Genomic DNA, 12,573 nt, shown 5'->3' with positions numbered 1-12,573 from the left:
ACAGGACAGTGAAACACCTTAGCGCCGATGATAGTGCAGATTACCTGTGTGAAAGTAGGTCATTGCCAGACACCCTAAGCCGTAACAAGACCCCCGTACTCGAAAGAGGCGGGGGTTTTGCTTTGCGTGGAAAAAATGGAGCAGCAACCACCAGTGGTTTGCTGTCGGGCTATGCATAAAGCGGTTATCCCGGTCTGCCCGTTTGGTTTTTCAGTCCTGCTCACGGCAAAACTGTGTTTAAGTTTTAAGTTGCTTAAGTTATTTATTCTTTATTCCTGGGTATTTTCTATTGCCCTGTATTTTAAAAATGCAGAGGTCCAAGTTGTCTCAAGGTTTTGTACTCCCCCAACTTCAGAATTATCCAAATTTTTGAACTAGAATTAATTGTGTCTACATTTGGCTGTAAGAGAGTGCCGTGTCTTATCTATTGGGATGATCGCTGGTGATGGGCATTCATTCTTACGGATCGCATCAATAAATATTGAGGCGAGGGTATAGGGGGGCTGATGAGTGGGGTACGTGGTGTGCAAACTAAAATAAAATTACTTTCGGGCGCAGAGGTATCGTCAGAATTTCAGCAAAAGCTTGCTGCAGTTTCTGATGTGCATCTTCGTACCTTGGAGCAGAGTAAAGAGAAACAACGGGAAACGGATGCAAATTATAAGAGTATTTTGAATCTTTCATCAGAAGCATTACTTCTGATTAATACCGATGGAAAAATTATTTGGGCAAACCAGGCTTTTGCCGTTTTATTTTCATCTTCACCCTCTGTTTTTGAGGGGGTAGGAGCTGAGCAATTGCTGGTGGCTGATCAGAGAAAAGCATTTTTAGAGCAGCTGGATAGTTTTACTTTGATGAGTGACGGGGAGCAGTTGAGTGATAGTGCTGCTTTTTCCTGGCAATATTTAAATAGTGAAGTGTTTAATGCTGAAATGCGTTTGAATTTACTGCCGCATCAGAGTGAAGAGGGCGCAAGTATCTGTTTGTTCATTTCAGTTAACCCTTTGCTTAGTGATGCAACGAAAGTGCAAGGGCGCATTAAACAAATATTAGATGAAACATTAAAAATAAAAAGGGATTTTTTAGCTAATATCAGTCATGAAATTCGCACACCAATGAATGCAATTATTGGTATGACTCATTTGGTGTTAAAAACTGATTTGAATATAAGACAAAAAAATTATATAGAGGTGATTCAAAGATCAAGTGAGCATTTATTAAGTATTGTGAATGATATGTTCGACTTTTCAAAGATGGAGGAAGGAAAGCTTAAATTAGAATTTTCCGCGTTTTATTTACATACTATTTTAGATGATGTGCTGAACAGGCTTGGTGTTGAGGCCAGAGCAAAAGGGCTGATTTTACTTTCCAAAATTTCTCCTTTATTACCTTCTTCTGTAATGGGAGATGCTAAGCGTTTAGAGAAAATTTTATTACATCTAATTGAAAACGCGGTGAAATTTACATCAGAGGGCAAGATTGAGCTGATTGTTGATCTTGAATCAGAGGATGAAAATGAATTAAACGTTAAGTTTTCAATTGTTGATACAGGCGTTGGAATAAGCAAGGAGCAGCAGGCTCAATTGTTTCAGGCTTTTACTCAGGCAGATACCTCTGCAACCCGGAAGTTTGGCGGTTTAGGCCTGGGGCTGGTTATTTCCAAGCAATTAGTTAACTTAATGAATGGCAGTATTGGATTAATCAGCGAAGAAAATAAAGGAAGCTGTTTTTGGTTTAGTGTTCCTTTAAAGAAAAATAAGCAGGATGTGGAAAGTATTTCACCTTCTGTATTAAGAAATCAGCAGCAGCATGCCTTAGCAAGCCGTTATGGATCGCGTATTTTATTAGTTGAGGATAATGCATTAAATCAGCAGGTGGCGAGTGAGATATTGGTTGATGCCGGGATGCAGGTTGCAGTAGTTGGCGATGGGCAACAGGCCTTGCAGATTATAGAAAAAGAAACATTTGATCTGATCCTTATGGATATTCAGATGCCGGTCATGGATGGCTGGCGTGCTTCAGCGGCAATACGTGCTGGCCAGTATTTAAAAGAGGTACCTATTATTGCGCTCACTGCATTAGCGATGGATGAAGATAAGCAAAAGTGCAAAGAATCAGGGATGAGTGATCATTTGCTTAAACCAATTGACCCCGGTTTATTGATGGAAAAGCTGATTCAATGGTTGCCGGAAGTTAAAAGAGAGTTTGTTGAAAAAGTAGCTGGCCCCGTTGTAAGTGATAGCACGGCGGTTGCGGGCTTGCCTTCCTGTATTACTGGGCTAAATATGGAAGTTGGACTTAAATATGCAATGGGAAATCCTGATTTTTATCGGCGTTTATTAATTAAAGTACTGGATGAAATGCCAAAAATTCAATTGAGCTTAGTTGATGCACTTAATACAGAAAACGGAATGGATGCCAGGCGGCATGCACATACCTTAAAAGGAATTGCTGCAACGATAGGGGCGGATGTTTTACAAAAAATAGCCGCAGAGCTTGAGCTTGCTTTGGATAAGGGTGAAATTAGTGAGCAGGCTCACAAATTGCAATGCGCGCTTTCTTTAGTTATTAATAAGCTGGTTGGTGCTTTGAATTCATTTTATTTTCCACAAGACAATCTTAGTCTTGCAACCGTATCTCTTGCCAATACTGAAGAGCTATCTTTGGACCAGGATGAAAAAAAGAAGTTGTTTGAGGATTTAAAACGTTTATTGCAAGAAGGTGATGCTTCCGCTGTCGAGTTTTTTGAAGAGAATCAGCGGGCATTTCAGCATTTATGGCCAGGACAAAGTCATGACTTATTAAGGCTTATTAATCAGTTTGCATTTAATGATGCGCTTGAATGGATGAATAAATTTCCGATTTAATTGTATGAAAATGTTTAAGATGTAAGGGGTCAATATGGAACAGCTGCATATGCCGGAAAACAGGTCAACAATTCTGGTTGTTGACGATACGCCTGATAACCTGATGTTGCTCAATGGTTTGTTGAGGGACAAATATCGTGTAAAAGTTGCGAATCATGGCGAAGTTGCTTTACGGCTGGTACTTGCTGATCCCCGGCCTGATCTCATTTTATTAGATGTAATGATGCCGGATATGAATGGCTACGAGGTATGTACAAAATTAAAGGCAAACCATGAGACAGAAGATATCCCGGTTATTTTTCTGACCGCTAAAACAGCGATTGAAGACGAGGAAGAAGGTTTTTCAGTAGGGGGCGCTGATTATATAAGCAAGCCAATTATTCCTTCTATTTTGCTGGCACGCGTACAAACGCAATTAGCTTTAAAAGCCGCTCAGGTGTTCTTAAAAAATCAGAATCAATATCTGGAGCATTTAGTTCAGGAGAGAACGCGTGAGCTGGCCCATTTACAGCAAGCAACGATTCTGGCGATGGCGTCATTGGCTGAAACGCGGGATAACGAAACGGGTAAGCATTTACGGCGTACGCAGCATTTTGTGGCGCTGCTGGCTTTGGAGTTATCGGATGATCCACGCTATAGCGATGAATTAACGCCAGCCAATATACAGTGGCTCTATAAATCTGCACCTATGCATGATATTGGCAAAGTGGGGGTGCCTGATCATATTTTGTTAAAGCCGGGCAAATTGACAGATGAAGAGTTTAATTTAATGAAAATGCATACTGTTTACGGGCGGGATGTCATTACTTCGGTAGAGAGTTATTTAGGTACAAAAGAAGATAAATTTTTGCATTATGCGCGGGAAATTGCATACAGCCATCAGGAAAAATGGGATGGCAGTGGCTATCCGCAGGGCTTGAAGGGTGAAGAGATTCCATTATCGGCAAGGCTAATGGCGGTGGCCGATGTTTATGATGCACTGGTCTCCAAGCGTGTGTATAAGCCTGCGTTTTCGCATGATGAGGCGATGAATATTATTGTAAAAGGCGGTGGCTCGCATTTTGACCCCGCTGTTGTAGGGGCTTTATTACGAATTCAATTCTCTTTTCCTGATATTTCTGTTGTATTTGCGGATGATGAATCAGAGCCGCATCATTGATTTGAAATTATTTATTGGGGGGCTTGTTTGTTTGCTGATAAAAGCTCATTTAACTGAGTTTTGACTGATGCAAATAAAGGGCGTTTTTTTATATCGGGATGAGCACAGTCTGTTTGTAATTGTTTTAACGCGCCTGCATCTGCTGTGTCTGTGATATTGATTAATTCTTCAAGCAGGTAAGAAAACGCACGTACTTCAATATTTTGCAGCAGCGTTTGCCCGGGGGTATAGAAAGACGCTGCACCAAAGTCTCCCAGCTTTGTTTTACCTTCCCCATTGATTAAAATATTATGCGCATATAAATCGCCATGCAAAATGCATGAGGCATGCAGGTGGGCTGCTGCATCTGCAATACTGAGGGCGATATTCAATGTGGTTGCTAGTTTAAAGCGCTGATTTTCAGTGTAAATATCCCGCGTGCATGATTCCAGGCTTGGTGGAGCTGCTAAATTGCGATAGTGCTTATCAATAAAAGGCATCAGCAGTGCGGTGGCGTTATCGGGATGATCCGTTATTTTGCCAATAGAGCCAATAAGATTAGGGTGCTGCCCGGCTGCAACGCATGCGGCCATTTCACATTGTGGCAGTCCGTCGCTGGTAAGAGCGCCTTTAAATAGCTTGATTGCCACAGGTGAGCCATTGGCATGCTGCCAGTGGGCTTTATAAATCACGCCAGAAGCGCCTTCCCCCAGCTTTTCTTGGATACTGAGATCTTGCCAGCGGACAGGGACTGAAGCTTGCTCCGTTGCCTCCTGGCAGAACGGATTGCCCGCAAAAGCGAGCCATGCCAGCTTAGGCAGGCCCAACAGCCAGTTGGGTAAGGCAGGCAGTAGGTTGGCAGAGATGCGGATCAGCTCCAGATTGGTACACGCCGCCAGTGTATCGGGTAAGGATTGCAGCCGGTTACCGGCCAGCATGAGTTTTTGCAGGGCATGGCACCGGCCCAGCTCATCTGGTAAATGACTGATTTGATTGTCGGTCAGGATCAGCCAGCGTAGTTCAGAGGGCAGGGCGGCGGCACTGACTGTTTGAATTTGATTGGCTTTAAATCCCACCATAGTGAGCCTGCTGCAGCGCCCCAGTACTTCTGGTAAATGATCAAATTGATTATCCGAGCAAAATATCACTTTCAAATGCTTTAGCCGTGGTAAATCATCAGGCAGGCTGGATAGTGCATTGCCAGATAAATTCAGAATCTCTAAGGAATCTGCCAGAGAGAAAATCTCTTCTGGAAAAGTAGCCAGGCCACAAGATAAATCCAGCCGCTTAATGCCTTTGAGTTGCCCGGAGCGAAGTTGTGAAAGTATGTGCATGTAAGAATGGCTGGGCGAAAGAAAGGGGGGATTATCCAGTAAAGAGCGGGGAAGTGCAGCTAAACACTTGGGTATTTTGCTGTGCTTTCAGATTAAACAGCCCGCCACACGCTGGCCAGCCAGGGCTGCTGTTCACGTGGCAAACCTTCTGGGCGGTAGTAGTGTTCTAACTCGGTAAATCCTGCGGCGGTTAAATAGCTTTGCCAGGTTTCCAGATTGTAATAAGCACCGTAGCGGCCTTGATTCCAGCCTTCCACATTATCGCCGTGTGGGTTGGAGCTAAACAGCACGCCGTTCTGTTTGAGTGTGGCGTGGAGCTGGTTTAAAACGTGTGGCAGCTCCTGGCTGGGGATATGAAATAAAACGGCGTTGGCAAAGATGCCGTCAAAGCGGGCTGCTGGCAAATCGAGCGCCAGAAAATCCTGTTGCCACACCTCTGCGCCGCTGTCTGCCTTCGCCATTTCTACAAAACGGGCCGTGCCGTCCAGCCCCACGGGGCGATGTCCCAGTGCCACAAACTGCTTCAGATCCCTGCCGGGCCCGCAGCCAAAATCCAGGATATCGAAAGGTGCAGCTGTGTGGATATGGCGCAGCAGCGCTGCAATATTCTGGCTGACATCATGGTTTGCCGTGCCTGCTTTAAAGCTTTCTGCATTTGCCTGATAGTGCGCCAGTGTTTGCTGGCTGATCAGGGCGAGCGAAAGGTGTGTTTCTGAGCTCATAGTGTTCTCGCTGTATGCCGCGCTCCTGCGGCTTGCCGCAGTTGCCGGAAGATCGATATTTCTTTAATCTGGCTGATAACAGGCTGGGATGATGGTTATTTTGATGTAATACACCGATGCAGCTGACTTTCGCTTCTTGGCCTCATTGTGCACTTGTCGTTTTTTCGGTGCTCTGCTTTTAAACTTCGTGTGCGCCTGCAGATCTCCGCTTTGTGTTTATCTGAATCGTTTCTATTAAATAGGAAGCAAATGAAAATTCACTCCTTGCTCTTGGGCGTTTTGCTCAGCAGCCCTGTCTTTGCAGCCGATTATGCGGGTTTGGGCGCTGAAAGTGTCAGCAAAGAAACCATCGAAGCGTTTCGCCCTAAGCCACTTGAGCCTGCTTTATCACGGCGGATTCAAAGCATGCTGGATATTTCCAGCCCCTCGGCGGGCCTCTTAAGCCCCGATGGCACGCGGCTGTATTTTAACTGGCGGGTAACGGGGGTGAGCCAGGTATGGCGCTTGGATGGCCCGCAGCGTTTCCCTGTGCAAATGACGGGCGGAGAAGACGCCACGCAAATTGCAGGGATTAGCCCGGATGGGCAGACCCTGGTGATTCAGCGTGATCGCAAGGGTGAAGAGAACCCGGGGCTCTATTTGCAGCCCGCAGCGGGTGGAGCACTTAAAGAAATCCAGCATATTGCCGGCGTACAAAGCCGCTTTGCATTTGTTTCGGATGATAACCAATACGTATATTTCAGCGCCAACGATAAGCAAAAAGACAGCTACACCATTTACCGCTACCACATTGCCAGTGGCTCTAAGCAGGTCGTGTTTGATCAGCCGGGCTTATGGAATATTGCAGATCAGCGCCATGGGCGCATCTTGCTGGAGAAAACCATCACCAATCTGGCCGCAGAATATTACGAGTTGAATAATGGCGAGCTAACACCGCTGTTCGGGCAAAATGAAAAAGAAGAATACCAGGCCGCTTATGGCGCGGCACCCGATGAGCTGATTGTGCAAATCTCAAAATTTGGCAATTTCCGCAGGCTTTATCAATGGAAAGCAGGGCAGTTCAAGCCGGTTTCCCCAGAGATTAATTGGGATGTGAGCAGTTTTCAGCTGGATCAATCGCGCAGGCATATCAGCTATAGCGTGAACGAAGCAGGCTATACCCGCAGCTTTGCGCTGGATGCTAATAGTTTGCTGCCGATTAAGCTGCCCGCATTTAAAGACGCCGACCATGTCATTATCAGCGGGCATAGCCCGGATGGGCGCTTTAGCCTGATCAGCGTTGAAACGGCTAAATCGCCACGCCTAAGTTATCGCTACGAATGGACGACTGGCAAGCTGCTGCAGTGGCAGCAGGCCATGAGCCCGGAAGTTGATACACAGCGCTTTGCCAGGGCCAGCTTAGAGTCTTATCCGGCCAGGGATGGCACGCCGATTCCGATGTTTGTGCGCAGACCCGCGCAGTGCGCAACAGTGACTTGCCCGGTGGTGGTGCATTTTCATGGCGGGCCGGAAGGGCAAATTAAGGCAGGCTTCTCTCCGGTCGCGCAGCTTTATGTGGATGCCGGTTTTATCTTTGTCGAGCCGAATGTGCGTGGCTCGGATGGCTATGGTAAAGCGTGGCTGGCGATGGACGACGGCCCAAAACGCCTGCAAGTGGTGAGTGATATCGAAGACGCATCGCGCTATATCCGCGCTAAGTGGGGCAAGGGCGGCCAGGTGCCTAAAGTCGGGATTATCGGTGGCAGCTACGGTGGTTATTCCACTCTGGCGGGGATGACCATGTTTGCGGGCAGCTATGACGCAGGCGTTTCTACCGTGGGCATTTCTAATTTTATGAGCTTCCTACAAAACACTGCGCCTTACCGCCGCGCGCTGCGCATTGCTGAATATGGCGATCCGGTGAAAGATCGGGATGCTTTAATCCAGCTTTCGCCCATTAACCATATCGATAAACTGATCGCCCCGCTCATGCTGATCCAGGGCGTGAGTGATCCGCGTGTGCCGGTGGGTGAAGCGGTGCAAATGTATGAAGCAGCAAAAAACCGCAATGTGCCTGCCGAGCTGATGCTGTTTGCTGACGAAGGCCACGGCGCGGCCAAACGCGAAAACCGCGTTTACTCGATTGGGCATACGATTCGGTTTTTGGAGGCGTATTTGAAGTAGGAGGTGGTTTAGGGGGTAAAGAAAACGGGCCGAATGGCCCGTTTTTTATTGGGAATGGGGGTGACAAACCCCAATCCCAACTTGTTTTTCCTCTAGCTCCCCCCTTTATCAAAGGGGGAGTAAGTGCTTTAAACATATGTAAATACTTAAGCTAAAGGGATTTTAAGCTTGGGTTTTAAACCCAAGCCATCCCCTTAATTCAAACCATTATGTCTCAGCAAAGCCGCGACTTCCGGTTTGCGGCCACGGAAAGCCGTGAAGGAGTCTATGGCAGGGCGGCTGCCGCCCATGGCCAGCACTTCTTTTCTGAAGCGCGCGCCAGTGGCGGGGTCCAGAATGGATTTGCCAGCGGCAGCGGCTTCTTCAAACGCAGAATAGGCATCGGCAGACAGCACTTCCGCCCATTTATAGCTGTAATAACCCGCTGCATAGCCACCTGCAAAAATATGGCTGAAGGTGTTAAACCAGCGGTTATAGTCTGGGGCGACCGGGGTTTCGAATTCGGCAACCAGCGCGGCATTTTGTGCTGTGGCGTCAATTGCCCCGGTGCTGGCGTGCAGCTCCATATCAAACAATGAGAGCAGGACCTGGCGCACCATGGCACTGCCACTCATAAAGTTTTTGGCCGCCAGCATTTTGTCGAACAGCTCGCGCGGCAGGGCTGCGCCGCTGTCTACATGGTGAGTCAGATCAGGCAATACCTGCCATTCCCAGCAGAAGTTTTCCATAAACTGGCTGGGCAACTCTACCGCATCCCATTCCACGCCGTTGATGCCGGATACGCCGGATTCATCCACTTCGGTCAGCAGATGATGCAGGGCATGGCCAAATTCGTGGAAGAGGGTGATTACGTCGTCGTGCGTCAAGAGTGCCGGTTTGCCATCGACGCCAGCAGAGAAATTACATACCACCAGCGCTACGGGGTTTTGTAAGTCGTCGCCTTTGCGATCACGGCTGAGTACATCGTTCATCCATGCGCCGCCTTGCTTGCCGGTGCGCGCATAGAGATCCAGATAGAGGCCACCCACGGCGCTGCCATCCAGGTTTTGCAGGGCGTAGTAATTGACATCCGGGTGCCATACCGGGGCGCTGGCTTTCACAAAGCGCAGGCTGTATAGCGATTCAATCACTTTAAACAGGCCGGATAAAACGGTTGGCTCGGTAAAGTAGGCTTTCACTTCCTGGGCAGAGAAGGCGTATTTTGCTTCGGATAGTTTCTCGGCAGCAAAGCCATAATCCCAGACTTCCAGCTCGTCCAAGCCCAGTTGTTCTTTGGCAAAGGCTTTGAGTTCTGCACGATCTTTGGCAGCAAAAGGTTTGGCACCGTGGCCCAGATTACGCAGAAACGCTGCCACTTCAGCGGGGGTATCGGCCATTTTGGTGGCCAGTGATTCTTCGCCGTAGTTATTAAAACCCAGTAACTGGGCGGCTTCAGTGCGTAAGGCATGGATGCGGTTAATCAGCGGGCCATTGTCGCGCTCAGCCGGGCCAAACTCGGAGGCACGGGTGGTATTGGCGTGGTAAACCGTTTCGCGCAGTGTGCGGTTGCTACAGAACTGCATCACCGGGCCCTGGCTGGGCTGCTTTAGCGTGACTTTGTAGCCGGTTTTGCCATCGGCTTCGGCGGCGTTTCTGGCGGCAGAAAGCCAGTCTTGTGGCAGGCCATCCAGTTCGCTTAGGTCTTCGATATATAAAGCCCACTCATCCGTGGCATCCATCACGTTCTGGCCAAATTTAACCGTTAGCTCGGATAACTCTTCGGCGATTTCAGCAAAGCGTTGTTTTTGTGCTTCGGGCAGCTCTGCACCACTCAGGCGAAAATCGCGGAGCGTGTCTTCAATAATGGTTTTTCTTGCTGCGTTGTAGCCTGCGAATTCGGCGCTGGCGGCAATCAGCTTGTATTGCGCATACAGCAGCTCATTCTGGCCCAGCTCGGTATAAAAGTTGGAAACGCGCGCGATATTGGCATTGTAAACCTCACGCAGCTCGGGCGAGGTGACCACGCTTTCCAGATGTGCAACCACACCCCATGCCAGGTTTAGTTTTTCCAGTGCAGCATCCAGCGGCTCTACAAAGCTTGCCCATGTTGGGTTTTGCACTTGCTCGGCAGCGGCAACAGCGGCAGCTGAGCTGGCTAAGAGCGTGTCCAGCGCCGGGCTGACGTGTTCAGGTTTAACGCTTGGGTAGTCAGGTAATTTACCGCTTAGATCGAGAAGTGGATTAGTCATTCGGCTGGCTCGTGTGTAGTGGTGTGGATATTTGTATCGTAGATGCGAGCGATTTGCCTTTATTTCAAGCTGTCACCCAATTAGTTCACTGAATAACTTAGTTTTCAAGCCAGAATCAGGTGGTTATCCCATTTGACGCCAGTGTGGCTGGATACCGGGGTGAGCGTGCCATTTTGCGGGTCAAGCAGGGTAATCACCCCCAGCTCGGTGCTGACATAGGCTTTATCGCCCCAAGCCGCGATTCCGGCCGGGCGCAGCAAGCCGCATTGTTTTTGAGCTTTGCCATGGCTGTCCCAAATCGCCAGTGCATTGCCTTCCAGGCAGCTCAGAATAAATTGCGAGCCGACGGCGGCGATGCTGGCGGCGTAGCCCCCCAGGCCTGGCACGGTTTCAGCAAGGCTCAGCTTGCCGTTCCGCAAGATGGCTAAGAGTGGCGCATCGTCCACGCTGTCACCCCTTGGTGATTCGGCCTGAATGGCAATGCCAAGCGCACCATCGTGGCTGACGGCCAGATGGCGCAGGCTGAGGGTGGTGTCGGGCAGAATATGCTCGCTTTTCTTTTGCCCGGATGGCCAGGCTAGCAGCACGACGCTGGGCTGCATGGCGGCCAGATTCAGCTTTTCACGCCCGCTGGCAGGCAGGGTGAGGATGCCGCCGTTGGCAATCGCCAGGGTGTGGGAGTCAATAAACAGCAGCTCGTGCGGGCCAATGCCGTGGCTGGGCAGCTCGCCTAGTCTTTGCAGGGTTTGCGGGTGGTAAAGACCGATCAGTCCCTGGCCAGTCTGGATATTGTTTTCACTGGTGAGCAGGGTGTGGCCATCGGGGCTGAGTACGGCGTGACCAAAAAAATGGCGGTTTTCTGCCGCTGCCACCTGCCGGATAATCTCACCCGTTTGCCAGTTGATCCGCATCATCCAGTAGCCGGGGCGGCGGGCTAAGAGGATGGCCTCATGGCCGCCCAGCGCAATAATGCCGTGGCCGCGTGTGGGCGTGGCGATTGTTTTACTTCCCACTGCGCCAAAGTTTTTACCCAATTGGGCGGCGAGCAAAACCGCTGCTGTTTCGCCTGCCGCCCAGGCTGGTAAAGGCAGGGCTAACAGCGCCAGGCTTTGCAGCAGGCGGCGGCGGGGCAGGTTAATCGCCATCAGATTCAGACAGTCCTAAAGTCAGGTCTAAAGCTTCGGCTACGTCGGTTTCTATGCTGTGTTTCAGCAGCTTAATGCTGGCCAGATAATTGCTGCGCGCAGTGCTTGCTGCGGGGCTGTCGAATGTATCCGGAATGCTGGCCTGGGCTGATTTGGCCTGGCTAAGAGCTTGTTTTACTTTGGCGATTACATCGGGTTTATCGGCAAGCAAGCTGGCGATGCCACCGCCTGGGCTAAACAAGGTGCTGCCGATGGCATTCAGCACGGCTGCAGAGCTTGCTTTGCCTGTGCCGCTGCGCCATTCGGCAAAGGCGGTCCGTTGTGCTTCTTTGGGCAGGCGTTTAGCCTGGCTGTCCAGCGCGCCCAGCATCAGGTTGAGTGTTTCTGGCAGTAAATTCTGGCGGAAAAATGGGTTTTCAGCGCCCAATTGCTCGCGGTAATAGCCCCAGCCATCGTTGAGCAGTGCGATGTCGCTGACAATGCGCTCACTGATACCCACAAGATAAAGGCAGCGCTGTTTTTCTTTCAGCTTTGCCAGTTGCGCTTTAGGCTCATTATTCCCCCAGAGCAGGTATTCGGCGGCGGGCAGGCCGCGTGCCCCTACATTTCTCTCGTCCAAACCCTTGGGGATCATGGCTTCAATATCATCCGGCCGGGTTGGCCAGAAGTCGATCTTACGGCCGGTTCTTTCTAAAATAATCGGCCCGCCCGGGGCTGCGTCCATGGCATGCCAGGCTAAGGCCGTTTTTTTCCAGGTATTACGGGTGCTGATGAGGTTTTTTTCTGTTGGGGCCGCGCAAAAGGCTTTGCTCTCTGTAGCAAAAGCATGGCTGGCTTTTACCAATGCCTGATGGCGCGGCAAATAGGCTTCATCCAGCCAGCGTACGCTGAATTCAGGCGAGGGCAGAACAGGCTCTGCATAGGCTTGAGTCACGCAAATCATCAGGGCGGCAGTGATGCATTGTTTAAGTTGCAT

The 12,573-nt window shown here is 49.6% G+C and carries 8 protein-coding genes; 3 read left to right on the top strand and 5 right to left on the bottom strand.

Annotation, left to right across the window (positions count from 1 at the left end; genetic code table 11):
* Window positions 1-506: 506 nt before the first annotated feature.
* The gene (locus HA050_RS10340) at window positions 507-2,867 is read left to right on the top strand and encodes a response regulator (RefSeq protein WP_166825456.1); all 2,361 of its coding nucleotides are present in this window, start codon (window positions 507-509) and stop codon (window positions 2,865-2,867) included.
* Window positions 2,868-2,901: 34 nt separating this feature from the next.
* A complete protein-coding gene (locus HA050_RS10335) occupies window positions 2,902-4,026 on the top strand; it encodes an HD-GYP domain-containing protein (RefSeq protein ID WP_166825453.1) in 1,125 nt (374 codons plus the stop codon).
* Window positions 4,027-4,037: 11 nt separating this feature from the next.
* Here the strand turns inward: HA050_RS10335 and HA050_RS10330 are convergent, their stop codons facing one another.
* The gene (locus HA050_RS10330; RefSeq protein ID WP_166825450.1) at window positions 4,038-5,339 is read right to left on the bottom strand and encodes a leucine-rich repeat-containing protein kinase family protein; all 1,302 of its coding nucleotides are present in this window, start codon (window positions 5,337-5,339) and stop codon (window positions 4,038-4,040) included.
* 92 nt (window positions 5,340-5,431) lie between these two features.
* Window positions 5,432-6,061 (bottom strand): class I SAM-dependent methyltransferase, encoded by a 630-nt coding sequence (locus HA050_RS10325; RefSeq protein ID WP_166825447.1) that lies wholly within the window; start codon window positions 6,059-6,061, stop codon window positions 5,432-5,434.
* Window positions 6,062-6,310: 249 nt separating this feature from the next.
* Between HA050_RS10325 and HA050_RS10320 the strand changes: the two genes are divergently transcribed.
* Entirely contained in the window at window positions 6,311-8,224 is a 1,914-nt protein-coding gene (locus tag HA050_RS10320; protein WP_166825444.1) for a S9 family peptidase, read from the top strand.
* A 194-nt stretch (window positions 8,225-8,418) separates the two neighbouring features.
* Here the strand turns inward: HA050_RS10320 and HA050_RS10315 are convergent, their stop codons facing one another.
* From HA050_RS10315 to HA050_RS10305, 3 genes are all read right to left on the bottom strand, one after another.
* Complete coding sequence (locus HA050_RS10315) at window positions 8,419-10,452, bottom strand: M3 family metallopeptidase (protein ID WP_166825441.1); 2,034 nt, start codon at window positions 10,450-10,452, stop codon at window positions 8,419-8,421.
* Window positions 10,453-10,556: 104 nt separating this feature from the next.
* Window positions 10,557-11,597 (bottom strand): DUF1513 domain-containing protein, encoded by a 1,041-nt coding sequence (locus HA050_RS10310; protein ID WP_166825439.1) that lies wholly within the window; start codon window positions 11,595-11,597, stop codon window positions 10,557-10,559.
* Window positions 11,587-12,573: an imelysin family protein gene (locus tag HA050_RS10305; RefSeq protein ID WP_166825436.1), complete on the bottom strand. Its 987-nt coding sequence runs from the start codon at window positions 12,571-12,573 to the stop codon at window positions 11,587-11,589. The genes HA050_RS10310 and HA050_RS10305 overlap by 11 nt, the downstream gene beginning before the upstream one ends.

Source organism: Iodobacter violaceini, from assembly GCF_011601265.1.
Taxonomy (GTDB): Bacteria; Pseudomonadota; Gammaproteobacteria; order Burkholderiales; family Chitinibacteraceae; genus Iodobacter; species Iodobacter violaceini.
This window is presented reverse-complemented; position numbering and strand designations above follow the sequence as displayed.

Excerpts from the sequence above, each read along its gene's own strand:
- HA050_RS10335 (WP_166825453.1), top strand. The coding sequence starts at position 2,902 with ATGGAACAGCTGCATATGCCGGAAAACAGGTCAACAATTCTGGTTGTT.
- HA050_RS10330 (WP_166825450.1), bottom strand. The coding sequence starts at position 5,339 with ATGCACATACTTTCACAACTTCGCTCCGGGCAACTCAAAGGCATTAAG.
- HA050_RS10315 (WP_166825441.1), bottom strand. The coding sequence starts at position 10,452 with ATGACTAATCCACTTCTCGATCTAAGCGGTAAATTACCTGACTACCCA.
- HA050_RS10340 (WP_166825456.1), top strand. The coding sequence starts at position 507 with ATGAGTGGGGTACGTGGTGTGCAAACTAAAATAAAATTACTTTCGGGC.
- HA050_RS10325 (WP_166825447.1), bottom strand. The coding sequence starts at position 6,061 with ATGAGCTCAGAAACACACCTTTCGCTCGCCCTGATCAGCCAGCAAACA.
- HA050_RS10320 (WP_166825444.1), top strand. The coding sequence starts at position 6,311 with ATGAAAATTCACTCCTTGCTCTTGGGCGTTTTGCTCAGCAGCCCTGTC.
- HA050_RS10305 (WP_166825436.1), bottom strand. The coding sequence starts at position 12,573 with ATGCAACTTAAACAATGCATCACTGCCGCCCTGATGATTTGCGTGACT.
- HA050_RS10310 (WP_166825439.1), bottom strand. The coding sequence starts at position 11,597 with ATGGCGATTAACCTGCCCCGCCGCCGCCTGCTGCAAAGCCTGGCGCTG.